At 69.6% G+C, this 16,566-nt stretch carries 12 protein-coding genes; 5 read left to right on the top strand and 7 right to left on the bottom strand.

Going from position 1 to position 16,566, the window contains the following annotated elements; translation table 11 throughout:
• Positions 1 to 140: 140 nt before the first annotated feature.
• The 3 genes from O1G22_RS13805 (at position 141) to O1G22_RS13795 (ending at position 4,335) form a co-directional block, all read left to right on the top strand.
• Positions 141 to 989, top strand: coding sequence for a 3-hydroxyacyl-CoA dehydrogenase family protein (locus O1G22_RS13805; RefSeq protein ID WP_225099535.1), 849 nt, complete (start codon positions 141 to 143; stop codon positions 987 to 989).
• 151 nt (positions 990 to 1,140) lie between these two features.
• Positions 1,141 to 1,464, top strand: a complete 324-nt coding sequence (locus O1G22_RS13800) for an STAS domain-containing protein (RefSeq protein WP_270081628.1) — start codon at positions 1,141 to 1,143, stop codon at positions 1,462 to 1,464.
• 267 nt (positions 1,465 to 1,731) lie between these two features.
• Positions 1,732 to 4,335 (top strand): ATP-binding protein, encoded by a 2,604-nt coding sequence (locus tag O1G22_RS13795; protein ID WP_270081627.1) that lies wholly within the window; start codon positions 1,732 to 1,734, stop codon positions 4,333 to 4,335.
• Positions 4,336 to 4,436: 101 nt separating this feature from the next.
• Here O1G22_RS13795 and nucS read toward each other — a convergent pair whose 3' ends face one another.
• Entirely contained in the window at positions 4,437 to 5,108 is a 672-nt protein-coding gene (gene nucS, locus O1G22_RS13790) for an endonuclease NucS (protein ID WP_270081626.1), read from the bottom strand.
• Positions 5,109 to 5,397: 289 nt separating this feature from the next.
• On the opposite strand from nucS, the gene O1G22_RS13785 reads away from it, so the two are divergent.
• Positions 5,398 to 5,790: an SCO5389 family protein gene (locus O1G22_RS13785; protein ID WP_225099539.1), complete on the top strand. Its 393-nt coding sequence runs from the start codon at positions 5,398 to 5,400 to the stop codon at positions 5,788 to 5,790.
• Positions 5,791 to 5,896: 106 nt separating this feature from the next.
• Here the strand turns inward: O1G22_RS13785 and O1G22_RS13780 are convergent, their stop codons facing one another.
• Positions 5,897 to 6,925, bottom strand: coding sequence for an LLM class flavin-dependent oxidoreductase (locus tag O1G22_RS13780; RefSeq protein WP_270081625.1), 1,029 nt, complete (start codon positions 6,923 to 6,925; stop codon positions 5,897 to 5,899).
• 222 nt (positions 6,926 to 7,147) lie between these two features.
• On the opposite strand from O1G22_RS13780, the gene O1G22_RS13775 reads away from it, so the two are divergent.
• Positions 7,148 to 7,480, top strand: coding sequence for an ATP/GTP-binding protein (locus O1G22_RS13775; protein WP_270081624.1), 333 nt, complete (start codon positions 7,148 to 7,150; stop codon positions 7,478 to 7,480).
• A 15-nt stretch (positions 7,481 to 7,495) separates the two neighbouring features.
• Here the strand turns inward: O1G22_RS13775 and O1G22_RS13770 are convergent, their stop codons facing one another.
• The 5 genes from O1G22_RS13770 to O1G22_RS13750 form a co-directional block, all read right to left on the bottom strand.
• Positions 7,496 to 8,857: a hypothetical protein gene (locus O1G22_RS13770; RefSeq protein WP_270081623.1), complete on the bottom strand. Its 1,362-nt coding sequence runs from the start codon at positions 8,855 to 8,857 to the stop codon at positions 7,496 to 7,498.
• 149 nt (positions 8,858 to 9,006) lie between these two features.
• Positions 9,007 to 9,756, bottom strand: a complete 750-nt coding sequence (locus O1G22_RS13765) for a hypothetical protein (protein WP_270081622.1) — start codon at positions 9,754 to 9,756, stop codon at positions 9,007 to 9,009.
• 525 nt (positions 9,757 to 10,281) lie between these two features.
• Positions 10,282 to 10,674 (bottom strand): hypothetical protein, encoded by a 393-nt coding sequence (locus O1G22_RS13760; RefSeq protein ID WP_270081621.1) that lies wholly within the window; start codon positions 10,672 to 10,674, stop codon positions 10,282 to 10,284.
• 332 nt (positions 10,675 to 11,006) lie between these two features.
• Entirely contained in the window at positions 11,007 to 11,264 is a 258-nt protein-coding gene (locus tag O1G22_RS13755) for a hypothetical protein (RefSeq protein WP_270081620.1), read from the bottom strand.
• A 118-nt stretch (positions 11,265 to 11,382) separates the two neighbouring features.
• Complete coding sequence (locus tag O1G22_RS13750; RefSeq protein WP_428986358.1) at positions 11,383 to 16,194, bottom strand: RICIN domain-containing protein; 4,812 nt, start codon at positions 16,192 to 16,194, stop codon at positions 11,383 to 11,385.
• Positions 16,195 to 16,566 lie beyond the last annotated feature (372 nt).

Genomic DNA, 16,566 nt, shown 5'->3' with positions numbered 1-16,566 from the left:
GATCGGGTGGCGCGTACCGCTGCCGGTGTGATGTCCGTCTGTTGAGACGTGACGCGCGTTACTAACCAGTCACACAGCGGCTCCAGAGCGCTATGGTCCGCCGGAGAAGCAGACTTGGAGCGCTTTCAAGGGAGTCGTCAGTGGCACGGAAGCTCGCCGTCATCGGAGCCGGTCTCATGGGATCCGGTATCGCTCAGGTCGCCGCGCAGGCGGGCTGGGACGTCGTCATGCGCGATGTCACCGACGAGGCACTGAAGCGTGGCACCGACGGCATCAAGGCCTCGTACGACAAGTTCGTGAGCAAGGGGAAGCTGGCGGCGGCGGACGCCGAGGCAGCCCTCGGTCGCATCACCCCGACCACCGAGCTGGACGCCGCCGCCGACGCCGACATCGTCGTCGAGGCCGTCTTCGAGAAGCTGGAGGTCAAGCACGAGATCTTCCGTGCGCTCGACAAGATCGTGCGCCCGGAGGCCGTGCTCGCCTCCAACACCTCCGCCATCCCGATCACCAAGATCGCGGCGGCCACCGAGCACCCCGAGCGCGTCGTCGGCGTCCACTTCTTCTCGCCGGTGCCGATGATGCAGCTCGTCGAGCTGGTCCGCGGGTACAAGACGAGCGACGAAACCCTCGCCACCGCGCGGGAGTTCGCCGAGTCCGTCGGCAAGACCTGCATCGTCGTCAACCGGGACGTCGCCGGGTTCGTCACCACCCGGCTCATCTCCGCGCTCGTCGTCGAGGCGACCAAGCTCTACGAGTCCGGGGTCGCGACGGCCGAGGACATCGACCTCGCCTGCAAGCTGGGCTTCGGCCACGCCATGGGCCCGCTCGCCACCGCCGACCTCACCGGTGTCGACATCCTGCTGCACGCCACCGGCAACATCTACACGGAGTCCCAGGACGAGAAGTTCGCCCCGCCGGAGCTGATGCGCCGGATGGTGGATGCCGGTGACATCGGCCGCAAGAGCGGGCAGGGCTTCTACAAGTACTGAGCACCCTCTGTACGGAAATCCGCCGGATCTCACCCCCGGGAGTATCACTCCCCGGGGTGAATTCGGTATCGGTTCGCTTACAAGCAGCAACCGCACCACCACTCGCACAGTCAACAACGAGTACGCCAACCGCACTCAACGGGGAGCGCATATGCACATCAGGGGCGACCATGCCGAGCTGGTCGTCGGGGGCCGCCTCGACGTCCGCAGCGCGGCGGACGCCCGTACGGCCCTGCACTCGGCAGTCGATCACGGCGTCGGCGACCTGGTGCTCGACCTGTCCGAACTGGACTCCTGGGACGCCACCGGGCTCGGGGTGATCATGGGTGCCCATCGGCGGGCCGGCCGCTGCGGGCGCCGTCTGGTGCTGCGCGGTGTCCCGCCGCAGATGCAGCGCCTGCTGGTGGCCACCCGGCTGCACCGCATCCTGGCCATCGAGGGGGGCATCGGACTGGAGCCACTGCCCCGCGTGTGAACTGCCCGCGTGTGATCCGCCGTGCGGGCGGGATCCGTGCGCAGGGCGGGACAGGGTCAAGGGCAATCCACACCGGACCGTGACGTCTCGGGCCGTACGGCACCCCACCCTGTCGGAGATACTGAGCCAAGGTTTAGGGTTCGGTCGCCCGCTGCCTCGCAACCCTCGACCGAGCGGGCCCGGACCAGAAGCGACAGCGCGTGTGCGACAAGGCCGGGGGAGGGGCCGTAGTCACGGGCACACGACGCTTTTGGGGGGCTTGAACCCATGGAACCCAGGGAACCCATCGACCCGATCGATCAGGGACCCGAAGGGCACGGCCACACGTCCGGCCGCCGCCCGCCCCGGGAATCCCTCACCTCCGACTTCGGCCCGGGCGCGCCGGCACTCGCCCGCACGGCGCGGCTCGTCGCCGGTGATCTGCTGCTCACCGTCAACCCGGTCGACGGCAGCGAGATAGAGCCCTGCCCGCCGGCCGAGCGGCCCGGCGGTCCCCGTAAGCGGACGGCCGCCGAGCGCGCCGAGACCGAGCGGGCCGCCAGGCCCCCCGCGCCGGCCGGCCCCGCCCAGCCCGCGCCGTCCCTGCTGGAGCGCCAGGACGAACGCGAGCGCCTGGTCCGGCTGCTGGCCCGGGGCCGTTCCGTACGGCTCACCGGCCCCGGCGGCTCCGGCCGCACCGCCCTGCTCGACCTGGTCGCCGAGGACTGCGAGGACCTCGCCCCCGACGGCGTGGTCCGGCTCTCCGGCTTCCACCGCACCGCCGGCGACCTGCTGCACGACCTCTTCCACGCCGTCTACGACGCCCCCGGCCACCGCCCCGCACGGGAGGACCTGCACGCGCTCGTCGCCGAGATCGGCGCGGTCGTCGTCCTGGACGACATCGAGTTCGGCGGCGCCGCCCTGGACGAACTCCTCGACGTCGCCCGCGAGTGCGCGTTCCTGATCGGCGCCACTCCCGAGGTGCCCGCGCCGGCCGCCCAGTCCGCCGTCGAGGAGGTCTTCCTCGGCGGCCTCGACCGGGCCGGCGGCGTGGAGATCCTGGAGCGGACCGCCGGCCGCGTCCTCACCGAGGAGGAGGCCAACTGGGCGGGTGACCTGTGGTTCGAGTCCGAGGGCCTGCCCTTGCGCTTCGTCCAGGCCGGCGCCCTGCTCCGGCAGCGCGACGAGCTGCGGGCCGGCGCGGGCGCCGTGGACGAGTACGGCGTCTTCGAGGACGTACTGCCGCCGGCGGAGATCCCCCTGGTGCCCGAGGACGACATTCCCCTGCCGTCCCTCGGCGAGGCCGCCGCGCCCGCCCCGCTGCTCGCCTCCCGGCTCAGCGCGTCCGCCCGTGCCACCCTGCGCTTCGCGGTCGCCCTCGGCGGCGAGGTGCCGCACCAGGCGCATCTGCCGGCGCTGGTCGGCGACACCCACGCCGACGCCGCGCTCGGCGAGCTGGCGGGCTGCGGACTGGTCTCGCCGGTCGGCTCCCGCTACCGGCTCGCGACCGGGGTGCAGACCCAGCTGGAGGCCGCCGGGTACGCCGACGACGCCCCCGCCCAGGCGCTCGCCGCGGCCGAGCACTACGCCTGGTGGTCCGGGCATCCCTCGGTGACCCCCGAGCGGGTGAGCGCGGAGGCGGACGCGGTGCTGGCCGCGCTGGCCGCCGTGGTCCCGCAGACGTCGGTTCCGGCTGACGGCGAGGAGAGCATCGCCGTACGACTGGCCCGTACGGCCGCGCCCGCCTTCGCCGCGGGACTCCACTGGGGCGCGTGGGAGCGTGCGCTGCGCTCCGGCGCGGAGGCCGCCCGGCAGACCGGCGAGGTCCACGAACAGGCCTATTTCCACCACGAGTTGGGCGTCCTGGCGCTGTGCACCGACCAGCTGGACCGGGCCCGCGCGGAGCTGGAGGCGTCCATCGGGCTGCGCGGGGCGCTCGCCGACAAGCGGGGCACCGTCGCCGGGCGCCGGGCGCTCGCGCTGGTCGCCGACCGCTCCGGCGAGCTGCCCGGGGTCACGGTGCCGGCGGGGGAGGAGCTGCCGGAGATTCGGCACGAGGAGTCGGCCCCGCCGCCGTACGCTCCGCTGGGCGAGGCACTTGTGACCCAGCGGATCCCGGTCGCCGCGGCACAGAGCGGCGGCATCCGCCGGCTGGCCCGCCGCAACATGGTGGCGGCCGGTTCGGGGGCGCTGCTGGCGGCCGTCCTCGGCACGGTGGTGACGCTGGGCATGACGTCCCACGAGAACGACGGCAAGAACCCCGCCGGCAAGGTCGACGTCAACCCCTCGGTCAGCCAGGGCACGGGCGACGGCACCCTGGGCGCGGACCCGAACCAGAGCACGGGCGGCACGACGGGCGGGGCGACCGGCCGGCCGACGGCCAGGGGCACGGGCGGCACGACTCCCGCGCCGTCGACGGACCCGGCCCAGCCGTCGGAGAGCATCACGCCGTCGGGCCCCGGCACGACGTCCACCCCGCCGTCCAAGTCACCCAAGCCGACGGGGTCCACGAGTTCGGGCGGCGGTTCGACCGGGGGAACGACGACCGGGGGCGGCAGCACCGGCGGCTCCTCGACCGGCGGCTCGTCGACCGGCGGGTCCACCGGGACCACCGGGGGCAGCACGACGGGCGGCACCGGCACGGGAGGCTCCTCCGGCACGGGAGGCACCACGACGGGCGGCGGGACGACCACAGGTGGTTCCACGAGCGGCGGCAGCACCAGCGGCGGCACCACGAGCGGTGGCGGCACCACCGGCTCCACCGACGGCTCGACCAGTGGTTCCGGCGGCAGCACGACCAGCGGCTCCACCAGCGGCACGACGACCGGCGGCACGACGAGCACCGCATCGGCTCCCCAGAGCACCCCGGCGTCCCCGAGCGCGGTGATGTGAGCCCTGCCGACACAGCGGTGCCGGGTCCATCCGATGGACCCGGCACCGTCGTGTCGTAGAAAGGCCTGTGAACCGCCCGTGAACCGCCTGCGAGCCGTCTGTCAGAACAGGCGGAGCTTGTCGTCCTCGATGCCCCGCAGCGCGTTGTAGTCCAGGATCTGGCAGTTGATGCCGCGGTCGGTGGCGAGGACGCGGGCCTGGGGCTTGATCTCCTGGGCGGCGAAGACGCCACGGACCGGGGCGAGGTGGGGGTCGCGGTTCAACAGGTCGAGGTAGCGGGTGAGTTGCTCCACGCCGTCGATCTCGCCCCGGCGCTTGATCTCCACCGCCACCGTCTGGCCGTCCGCGTCCCGGCACAGGATGTCCACCGGGCCGATGGCCGTCATGTACTCGCGGCGGATCAGCGTGTAGCCCTCGCCGAGCGTCTCGATGCGGTCGGCGAGCAGCTCCTGCAGGTGTGCTTCCACGCCGTCCTTGATCAGACCCGGATCCACGCCGAGTTCGTGCGAGGAGTCGTGGAGGATCTCCTCCATCGTGATGATCAGTTTCTCGCCCGCTTTGTTGACGACCGTCCAGACGCCCTCGTCCGCGCCGCTGCCTTCCTTCAGCGTGCAGGGCGGCGACATCCAGTTGAGGGGCTTGTAGGCCCGGTCGTCCGCGTGGATGGAGACGCTGCCGTCCGCCTTGACCAGGATCAGGCGGGGTGCCGAGGGCAGGTGGGCGGTGAGCCGGCCGGCGTAGTCGACCGAGCATCGGGCAATGACGAGACGCATGGTCGGCAACGCTACTCGACGCGCGCCGGTGCACGCGATGCGCCCGTCCTGCTCCCTGTGTATCGCCCCAATTGTCCCTGGAAACTCTTGTTCATCCCTGGTCGATCCGTGGCCGATTGTGTTTCAGAGCGGATCGTTCCATATACGCATTCTGCTGGTGTGGTCACCGACGGTTGCCTACCGTAGGGAACGTGAGGTCGCGGCGTATGTACTGAGCGTGTTCGACATCGCGAACTCCCTTACCTGTCCGGCAACCCCTGCTCCCTGCGGGGGTGCGAGAGGAGAACCCATGTCGCTCGACGTCTCACCGGCCCTACTCGAACAGGCCGAGCGAGGCGAGGTCGACGAAGCTGAATTCGTCGACTGCGTCCGGACCTCCCTGCCTTACGCATGGGAGATGATCAGCTCCCTGGTGGCGCGGCTGAAGGTCGACGGCGGTCCGTTCGCCGACAACCTGACGCCCCCGCCGGACGAGCAGGCACGCGGTCAGCTGTTGCGTGCGCTCGCGAGTGACGCCATTCGCGGCGCGCTGCAGCGGCACTTCGGTGTGCGTCTTGCCTTCCAGAACTGCCACCGGGTCGCGGTGTTCCCGCTGGACCCGGCCGCGGACGAGACGCTGGCCCGCTTCACGTCGGTGCGCAGCCAGTTGCTGAACCAGTCGCCGGAGCTTCGGGACTGCTGACCCTACGGGAGCCAGTGAGGCGCTTGCTTGCCGCTCCACTCGCGGGAGGTGCATTCAGTGCTGGGGCGGCAAGCCCCCCAGGTGGCTCGCGCGCGGGCCGGCCGGGTCAGCGCAGCTGGGGCAGCACCTCGGCGCCCAGCCGCCGGAGGTTCTCCTCGGTCGCGGCGAGATCGCCCGAGCCTTCCACGAGGAGGGCGAAACGGGAGATTCCGGTGCGCTCGGAGGTGGCCGCGAGCCGGTCGGCGGCCAGCCGCGGCGTGCCCACCGGGTGCAGCCCGCAGAGCAGCTCGGTGTAGGCGTGCGGATCGCGCATCGCGCGCACCCGGCCGTCGACCGTCACATGCGCCTCCAGGCCCTGCTTCAGCCAGCCCGGCATGGCCTTCAGCAGGGTCTCCGCCGCGTCCGTGCGCCGGTCCGCGAGCTGGCACACCCCGGCCGAGACATGGGCGGCGTCCGCGATCTCCTCGCCCGGCCGGCCCGCCGCGAGGGCGTAGCGCCGCCACATGGCGACCATCTCGGCCTTCTCCTCGTCCCCGACGTGCATGCCGAGCAGCATCGGCAGCCCGCGCTCGGCGGCCAGCCGTACGCTCGCCGGGGAGGTGCAGGCGACGACGACCTCGGGCCCGGGCGTCTCCGTCAGACCGTCCGCGGGGCGGGGCACGACCGGCACCTCGCGAAACCGGAACTGCTCGCCGTCGGCCCCCACGCGGGGCTCCCGGAGCCAGCGCAGCAGCAGATCGAGTGACTCCGGGAAACCCTGTTCGTACGCCTGGAGTCCCGCGCCGAACACCTCCAGATCCACCCAGGGTCCACCGCGGCCCACGCCCAGCGTGAACCGGCCGCCGCTCGTCAGATGCAGCAGCGCGGCCTGCTCGCCGAGGGCCACCGGGTGCGCGGTGGGCAGTACGCTGACTGCCGTACCGACGCGGACACGGTGGGTGCGGCCGAGCAGATACGCGGCCAGCGTGACCGCGGACGGGCACGTGCCGTACGGCACGAAGTGGTGCTCGGCCAGCCAGACCGCGTCCAGCCCGGCCTCCTCGGCGACCTCCGCGGAGCGGACCGCCCGGTGCAGGGCTTCTCCCGGACCCTGGCCCGGGAACTGGGCGCCCAGCACAAAGCTTCCTACGTACATCGCATTTCCTGCTTCCTTGGCTCCGGCTCGGAGCTCCCCCACTCGGCATAACCGCCTGACACGTGCCCAGGACACGGCCTGGCGGAGAGATTTGCGGATTGTCTTCAGAATGAAGGGCCCCGGAGGGGGACTTGGGCGAGATTGTGCCCTTCGCGTACCCCACCTTGCGGCGCGTACGCTGGACGAAGCCCGTGTTTCCTGTATAGCCCCGAGAGGTGTCCCGTGTCCCCGCGTCGCAACCGACCGAAGGCAGCCGGATCGTCGGGCCGGAGCGCCGAGGACGACAGCGCCGGCCGGTACGGCGGCTGGCAGTCGTCCGAGAGCTGGCAGGGCGAGGACTGGAGCGTGCGCCATGTCGCCGGGGCGAGCGCGCAGGGCAAGACCTACCGCTGCCCCGGCTGCGACCAGCTGATCCCCTCCGGCGTCCCGCACGTGGTGGCCTGGCCGGAACACGCGGGCGTCGACGACCGCCGCCACTGGCACAAGGCCTGCTGGAACGCGAAGGACCGCCGCACCACGAGGGTGCAGCGGTCCAGGAACGGGCCGAGGTTCTAGTCCAGGCCTCGTCCGTCAGTCCGCGCGGTCGTTTGCATGCGCAGTGTTTGCTGACACTTGCTCGGCGACGTATTCCTCGTGGAAGCCGAAACGTGCTCCGATCTCCTGGTATCGAGCGTACTGGGTCTCGGAGACCGCAACGTCGTACGAGGCGAGGAGATGCAGGAGGAAACGGAAGCCGAGGTCCGGGTCGACGGACCTTACTGTTTCCTCAAGTACCGAGGCGATTCCCTCGGTTGCTGCGGACCGGCAGTGATGAGTCACGGACCTGTCCAGCGCCGGACCGATGTCGCGCACCTCACGTAGAACCGCTTCGGTCAGGTCGCTCCTGAGTGTGGGCAGGGCGGGTACGTAGGCGGGTGCGACATCAGCCAGCCGTGCTGTGCACACCTCCGCGATCTCCCGCAGCCAGGCCCGCCCGTCCGCGTCGAACGCCTCAGCCGCGTTCCAGCGATGCGCGGCGGTGCGCCACAGTGCCGTGACCGCGTCGTCGGACAGTGCGGAACCCGCCAGGCGGCGAACGTCCTGAAGGAGGACGGCAGCCTGGGTACCTGGGCCGAGGCCACGGTCGCCATGAGCGAGTCTGCCGACGTGTTCCCGGGGAGTCCCCGAGCCCTCGTACCGCCAGGCATCCCACCCTCCGTGGAACATCGCCGCAAGGAACGGCAGCCCGAAGCGGGTCCCGAAGTCCCGGCGGCCGGCGTCCAGCGGTCGCCACCGCACGGCCAGGCCTTCGAAGACGGCCGCAAGAGGGTATGCCAGCCGGTCCCCGATGCTCAGCAGCCGGTCGTACTGGCCCTGGTCCACCGGCACGGCATACGCCTTGAGGACACGCAGGAACAGCCGGAAGCCGAGATCGGCGTCGGCCTCGTCGACGATCTGCCGCAGCGTGCTCACGACGCGGGGCAGCGGCAGGGTGCTCCTCAACGCAGGCTCAGCCGACCGGATCTCGGCCAGCACGCAGGCGCGAAGCTCCCCTTCCGGCAGGCCGGGCTGCTGCGCCTCGGTCTTGTCCGGTACGTCCACACGGCTCACCTCGGCGACCATGCGCAACCAATCACGCGCGCCGATGCCATGGTCACCCGGGTCGAAGTTTCCTCCCGTCACGGCCGGCCAGACGACGCTGATCACCTCGTCCGGCACCGGCGACTCCAGCAGGAGCCGCACATCCCTGCCGAGTTGATGGTCCTCCTCGTCACGGACCGCCTCCGCGGCCAGTTCCAGCACCGCCGGAGGGGTCGGACGGGGCCTCTTCCCGGAGCACAGTTTCCCGCCGAGGCCACTGAGGCCGAAGTCCTCCTCGTAGAACCTGCCGTACTGCTCACGCTGCCTCGCCATGATGGTGCCCTTCTTGCCCGGCAGCCTCTTGAGCACCACTCGGACCTCGTTCCCCGCAGCCTCCGAGGCGCCGCGGGGCCTCTCCCGGTATCCCCGCTGCGGTACCTCCATAGGCATCCCCCGGGACCGAGCCACAACAGCTCGGTCCCGGGGGCTGAGACGGCGAATCGGGATCTTGACGGCGGTCGTCAGTGAGGTTTCACCTGCTGGTCGCCCTGCCAGGTCTCCGACGTGAGTGTGGCCAGCCCGCCATTGGCCAGTCCCTTGTACGTGACGGTTCGGGCCGGGCCCAGTTCACGGGCGAGTCGTTCCGAAAGGTCCCTCCCTTCGATGAAGAGACGTTGCCATTCGTCGGCGTACCTGTCCTCCTCCTGGTACGGGAGGTCCAGTTCCAGCGTCTCGTCGATCTGCCGACCCCATGCCTTGAAGGCCGTGACGAGATCGTCGGGGAGGTGCAGGCCGGCGGCGGGGTCGTCGGGCGCGAAGTACCCGAACCCCTCCGCACGCAGGGGGTCCATCCCCGCTTCACCCTCCACGGTGATGTCGAGCGGGTGCGGAGGGTTGGTGTGGGCGTCGGCCGTCCAGTGGAACCGGTCGCAACCCCAGCACACGAATTTCTCGTCCTGGTGCTGTTCGTCCCAGTAGCGCACCACCCAACGGGGGCCGAGAAACCTCGCCACCCTCCGGGCGATCTCCAGCCCGCGCTTGACGTGCTTGCGCAACGCCGGCCGAGACACGGACCCCCTGTCAGGGAACGACTGTGCCCACTCGGTCAGCTCGCGAGCCAGGTCGGGGGGCAGCCCCACCGCAGGGTCGTCGACCGCGGTCTCGCGGGTGAAGTCCTCGCGGCGGGATGCCATCCCGGCGTCGGTCCGGTACAGCGGGGACCGGCCGGCTCCCGCGCGGATGAAGAGGTGTTCAGGGTTCCCGTCAGTCATGCCACATTCGCTCCCACCTTTGACGTAGCCGTGTTCGAACCGGACGAGTCCCGTCGGCGACTTGACATACGGGAACACCATGATCCAGCCGTTCAGCTCCGCCGGATCAGTTGCTCGGCCCGGAGGAGGTGGAACTTGCCGTATCCGAACCGCTGAGCGATGGCCTCGCACTGGGCGTACCGCTCCTCGGTGAAGGGGGGCACGGCCAGTTCCGTCAGAGCCTGCAGGAACAGGCGGAACCCCAGGTCGGGGTCCGCCCGGGTGACGGCCCGACGGCGAGCGCTGACGTTCGGTCGGGAAGGCGGCCCGGGGAGCACAGCCGCTCCGCCAGGCCGGTCGGCCCGAAGTCGCCGCAGTAGCCGGGCGCGACGTACGTGGGATGTTCGTGTGCCATGGATCCTGCCCGTTGGCGTACTTGTCGGCGTCCTTGGCGTCCTTGGCGGCCTGTTCGGCCCGGCCTGATTCCTTACCACGAGGGTGAAGTGCGGTCCCGGGCTGAGGTTCAGACTGATAACGCCCGCGCGTTCAGGATGCCTGAATCGCCTGTGTGATCTGCGAACCGGTCGTCGCGACGATGACCGACCACTCGTCCCGGAGGGTCTGTGGCAGGTGTTCACGGTGTGAATCCTGGCTCAGTATCACCGTGCCCCCAGGGAGCACCAGCACAGCTTTTATGCGGTCGAGCAACTCCGAGATGACATTCATGACGCCACCATCGGTGAAATGGTTAATCATGATGCTCGTGTCGCTGGTGAAGTAAAGGTCGGCAGATGCTCCGTCTTTCGTTCTGATCTGAAAGAGGCCGTGTTCGGGATCCTGAGCGACCACGTGGGGGGCGAGGACTTCTGTCGCGACTATCTTGTTCAGCGGTATCGACTCGCCACTCAGGAATCGGCATACGAATACGTCATAACTCACATGTTCTCCAGATTTGTGAGCGAACAGTCGCGATCCTACCGTCATGCGGCAGGGTGCGCCCGGAGTTTATCGAGGAAGGCCCCGGGCGCCCGGGCTGTCATCAAACTTCAAGCGCACCGAGACTGTTCGGCGTATTGAATATTTTGTAGCCGAATCCATCCGGCAGCCCCGTTATCTGTGAGATCACAGTCCATTGTCGACGGAGTCTGAACGGGGGTGCGGGGTGGGGCGCGGCCCGGGACGTGCCGCACGGGCGGGCGGTTTCCCCGCCTGCCCCTGCGGCACGACGTCAGTCGGTTCGGTCGACGCGTCCTTCGGGTCCCGGAGGCTCCTCACGCATGGGTGAGCCATGGTGAGAGGAGGCTCGTGAACTCCTCGTCGGAAATGTGGACGCTCCCCAAGCCGAACCTCTCCCATGCTTGCGCCCGCTGCAGAACGGGCAGCGGTATGTCAAAAGCGAGACGGAAGGAGGCAATGAAAGGGACGGCCCTGAACCCTGCACCCAGCTTGTCCCGGGCGAGCAATGCGAGTTCTATCGCGTCCTTTCCATCGGCGTGAGCCGCCTTCAGCTCGCCGACAAGAATCTCCATCTCATTCATCTCGTGTCCGACTTTCCGATCTTTCGCGTGATGGCGTTGGGGCGGGACGCGGCCTCGCGATACCGCCCCAACGCGTGTCCTTCAGCCTTGGATGCCCTGGACAGGTGACCTAACGACGGAAGGTCACGCCCACGTTTGTGTAGTGCCCCGGCATGCCCCTGAGCTCAGTTATCTCCACCTTCGTGAAACCTGCTCGTGCGGCCATCTTCCCCGTGAACGTTTCCTTCAGTGCCGCGTCCTCAAGCGATGCACCGCCCCGTACGGCCGCGTTGAAGGAGTTCAGATTGTCGCTGAGCGTACCTCCGTCCTGCCAGTATCCCTTGATGCCCTTCACTGCGTCGCCGAAATGTGCGAGTGCGGCGTTGAACATCTCGCTGCCTCTGGGAGGTGCGTCCTTGATCGCCTCGATGGCGAGCCCGAACAGACCGTCCTTGTCGATGTCTGCGACGATCGAGGCCCCACTGGGGTATTCCGCATAGTAGACGGGGCAGTCGACGTTGTGGACCAGTACGGGAGTCCGGCCCGCGAGCACGTAGAAGGTGTGGAGGTCGGCGATGCTCAGGTCCCACACCTGCTGTGGTGCGGCCACGGGGCGGATACCGACCACCCTGTGCAGGGCACCGGACGGCGTCCGGAGCGAGTCTGCCCTGTGCAGGCTGGAGGCGTGCACCCAGCCGCGGCCCGGAACATACATCCGGTGTCCCGGCGTGGTCAGTATCCGTCCGCCGTCAGCGAAGGAGATCTGCAGGAGCTGGTCTGCCGAGTGAGAGAACGTCGACGTGACCGGTTCGGGGCCGGTCGTACCGGCGTCCGGGTCAGTGGCGAGCAGCCGATCGCCGACCTTGACCGCGTCGATGCGCTTGACCGAGCCATCGGCGAGCAGTACGGGTGTCGCAGCGGGGAAGCTGTTCTTCAGGCAGAGTCCACGCAGTCTCTGGCCAAGTTTCTTGAAGATGCCAGCGACAACATCTTCCGGCAGATTGAGGGCGCGCAGTGCCTTCCACGCGTCCGTGAAGCCGATCCCGGTCCGAGTGGCCGCGTCTGCTGCCTTGACCGCGTTGCTGATCTCGCTGAGTGCGCCTTCTACGGGGACGTAGGTCGCGTAGGCCCAGGCGCAGCCGCTGGCGCTGCCGTGGAGGCAGTCCATCATGTCTTCGGCGAAGAAGGAGAACAGGATCGATCCGGCCACGTCACCGAAGAGGCTCTGCCATCCGGCGCGGACGATGTCCTTGCCGGAGAAGTGGTGCTGCCAGTTTTCGATCTTGACGTTCTTCAGCGTCGTCCGCTGAAGGAACTGCCACGCCGACTTCGGGCAGCCATCCGCGGTGGCCTGCGCGTTGCCATCCGTGCACAGGTAGAAGTCGGCCGCGTAGTTGACGACCAGGTCGAACGTAGCGTCGCAGCCCTTGATGGCTGCTTCCGGCATCCCGGGGCACGTTCCGTGCTGCTTGGAGCTGACGATCTCGACGGTGGACTCGTCCGGGACGGCGAACACACCGGGAATGCCCGTACCGGACCCCTTGGATGCCTCCTTGTTGGCCTCCGCCCTTTCAGCCCTGTCGGCGGCGTCCTGGGCTTCCTTGGCGTACTTGTCGGCGTCCTTGGCGGCCTGTTCGGCTTCGGTCGCGGCGGTGTCGGCGCGGTCGGCGGCGGCGCGGGCGTCCTTGGCGTCCTGTTCGGCCTGGGCGGCTGCGCTGCGGGCGGCGTCGGCGTCGAGTGCGGCGGCGTCGGCTGAGGCGCGGGCGTCCTTGGCGTAGCCCTCGGCGTTGCCGGCTGCCGTGTCGGCCGCCGCGGCGTCCTCGGCGGCTTGTTTGTCGTAGTCGATGGTGCGGGCCAGGGACTGCTGGGCGGCTGCTGCGGCCTTGGCAGCGTCGGCGGCGTAGCCCAGGGCCTGCTTGGAGTAGGTGCGGGCGTCGGCGGCGTACTGGGCCGCGTTGGCCGCGTGCTGGTAGGCCTCCTTGGCGTCGCCCTTGGCCTGGTCGGCGAGGTTCTTGGCCGCGTCCGCCTCCGCCTGGGCGTTCTTGGCGTGGGCGTCGGCGACGGCTTGCTGCTGGTCGGCGATGGACTTCGAGGCCTGTCCGGTCAGGACGACCAGGCCGGCGGCGGAGTCGGTGTCGACGTAGGCCGAGCCGAGCTGGATGGCGTCGTTGGCCGGGTTGGCGACCTGTTCAGCGGCCTTGCCCGCGTCCACGGCGGCCTGGGCGGTGACATGGGCGTACCCGGCGGCTTTCGCCGAGGCCGCGAGCGCCTTGCCGGCCTCGGTGTTCGCCGCATCCGCCTGGGACTTGGCGTCCTTGGCGTGTTGCTCGGCCTCGTCGGCGAGCTTGACGGCCGTCCTGGCCTCGGCGGCGGCGTCCTGGGAGGCCTTGATGGCGTCGGCGGCGGCGCTGGTGGCGGTCTTGACCGCTGCGTCCGCCTTCAGCTTGTCCGCCTGGGCTGCGTCCGCGTCGGAGCGGGCGCGCTTGGCGGCAGCCTCGGCCCTCGTCGCCGCTGCGTCGGCGTCGGCTGCCGCCTGGGTGGCTGCATCCGCGTCGGCGCGGGCGTTCTTCGCCGCGGTCTCGGCGTCGTCGGCGGCCTTGTCCGCGTCGTTGGCGGCGTTGCGGGCGGCAGTCGCCGCGTCTCCGGAGTCCAGTTTGTCGGCGTAGGCGTCCTTGGCGTCCGCCTTGGCGCGGGCGGCGTCGGCCTTCTGTTCGGCGTCCCAGGCGTCGTCGCGCTTGGCCTTGGCCTTGTCCCGGGCGGTGTTCGCGTCGTCGCGTTTGCTCTCGGCGGTCTTCTCGGCGGCGTCGGCCCTGTCCTTGGCGTCCTTGGCCTTGGTCGCCTGGTCCTGGGCGGCGGTCTTGTCCGCCGCGGCCTCGGCCTGCTTGGCCGCGGCCGTCTCCTTCTCCGCCTTGGCGGTCTTCTCCTGGGCCTCGGCGTCGAGCCGTTTGGCGTGGGCGTCGGCGGCGGCCGCCTTCGCATCGCCCTCGGCCTTCAGAGCGACGGCGAGCTTGGCCTCGGCGGTCTCCTTGTCGGCCTTGGCGTTGTCACGGTGGACCTTGGCCGCGTCCGCCGCTGCCTTGGCCTGCTCCTCGGCGGCCTTGGCGGCCTCCTTGCGGAACTCCGCCTTCGCCTGCGCCGCCTGCGCCAGCGCACGCTGGGCGATCGTCGCGCTGTCACCGGCGGCGGCGCGGGTCGCTGCCTCGGCCGTCTCACCGGCCTTCTCCAGCGCCTGGAGCGCGGCCACCGCGCCCCGGGTCACCTGTGCCTTCTGCTGACCCACCAGCAGACCACGGCCGCGCGGCGCACCATTGGCGTCCGCGATGCCGTACGAGGCCTGAAGGGCTGTGTCCGAAGTGGTTCCGGCCTTCTGCGCGGCCGCCAACTGCGCCTGGATGGCGGCGAGCTGCTTCTTCGCGCCTGCCTGAGCGCCGGCGATGCCGGCGGTGGCCTTGGTGAACTGGGCCTTGTCCGGGTAGTCCAGCTTGTCCGTGCCGTTGTGGCCCTGGGGGACGATGCGGATCTTCTGCGCGTCGGTGCCGTTGCACGTGTACAGCTGGGTGTCGTTGCCGTTGTCGAAGGTGTGCAGGTCCAGGCACTTGTCGGTGGCGGCGTTGCGCAGCTCACCGGCGGCGCGGACGTCGAACTGCCACTGCTGCGGCGCGCTGCCGTTGCACGACCAGATCTGGATCTTCGTGCCGTTGGCGTTGTTGCCGCTCTTCACATCAAGGCACTTGGCAGCCTTGGTGTTGTAGAGGGCGTAGCCGCCGTCGTAGGAGCCCCAGAGTTTCCACTCCTGGGCGGCACTGTTGTTGCAGGTGTAGATCTGCACCGGGGTGCCATTCGCCGTCCCGCTGCCCTGGACGTCCAGGCACTTGCCCTTGGCTGCCTCGACCCTCATCACCAGCGAAGAGTCACCGATCCAGCCGATGCCGCCCGGACTCCAGTAGTCCTGCCAGCGGGTGAGGTGGTCGGCGACCCAGGAGTGCCCCAGCATGTCGCTGAGTGCCTTCGCGCCCTTGGCCAGGGCGTCGACGGCGGTCTTGTTCGCGTCCAGGATCTGGTTGCGCTGGGCGGCCTGGGAAGCAACCTCCTGCTGCCACTCGCCGGCCGCGGCGGAGGTGACGTCACCCAGCACGTTGTCCGGGTCCAGCGGGTCACGCCAACCACACGCCGCGAACCGGGATTTCACGTCCTCCACCGCGATACGGAACTCCGGCGTCCCCGGCTGCGGATCGGTACGCGGGAAACCACCCGAGGACAGGAAGATACGAGCGTCGTCCGCGCCCGCGTTCGTGGCCGGGCCGCCGTGCATCCACTGGAACGCGTTGTGCTCGGCGAGCGCCCGGTTCCACTCCTGCTGCGTCGTCCCGGTCGGATCCGGGTCCTTGCCGTAGAGCGGATTGCCGAGGTCGTCCACGGCCTTGAGAGTCGCGTCGTCGGCCTTCGGAGTGTCGTCCTGGTAGAAGTCGTAGTCATTCATCCAGAACCGGTCGGCGACCCACTTGCTCAGACCCGTCTGGTTGTAGAAGCTCTGCTCACCGTCCGGCGGCCAGTGGAACCCGGCGTCCGTGAATCCACCGGGCGTCGCCAAGCCGTCGAGAGGCTTCTTCCACCCCTCCCGCTGAGCAGCGAGATCGTCCATCTGCTTGCTCGCCGCGTCCCGGTCCTTCTGGTACGCGACGGCAAGCGGCGTCTTCTCCCAGCTCTTCCGGTCCGCCAGGACATGCAGCTTGTCCGGCGGCTGGTTGAGGCCGTCCTGCGCGGTCGCCGCCATCGACGGCCCGCCCAGGCGCAGTACGTCGGACATCAGGCACTGGTCCTGCCGCAACTGCTCGGCGGCCGTGTCCTGGTACCAGGGGTAGGAATCGTCCACCGGTTCGGCGTGCAACCGGGACACACCCGGCTGCACCGCGACACCCGCCACAACCGCCAGCGCGGCCACGGACGTTACGGCGGAGGTGAACTTCGCTGGTCTTCGTGATCCGCGCAGGCGGAACCAACGCTTGGAGCGCAAAAGAGCGTCCCTTTCTTCCTCAAGGGGATGCGCCGGGCGGAAGCCGACGGTCTGGGAGCAGAGAGCGCTCTTACTGGATGGCGCGTACGGACGGCCGGTACGACGGCATGGCGAAGCAACCCCTCCCCGTGAGCGACGGTGTTCCCCCGGTCGCTGAGTGATGTGCATGCGCTCAGACGCGGATTGGTCATGATCCGGTCATGTGCGGCTTTACCTTACGCATACACGGGTGGGCCGGTACAGAGGTTTATGGATTTTCTGTGCACCTCCTGTGTGTGGAGAAGGGACTGACGGTGAAAC

Origin of the sequence: Streptomyces camelliae (assembly GCF_027625935.1) — a bacterium.
Taxonomy (GTDB): Bacteria; Actinomycetota; Actinomycetes; order Streptomycetales; family Streptomycetaceae; genus Streptomyces; species Streptomyces camelliae.
The sequence above is the reverse complement of the archived record's forward strand: the minus strand, read 5'-3'. Positions and strand labels throughout refer to the sequence as shown.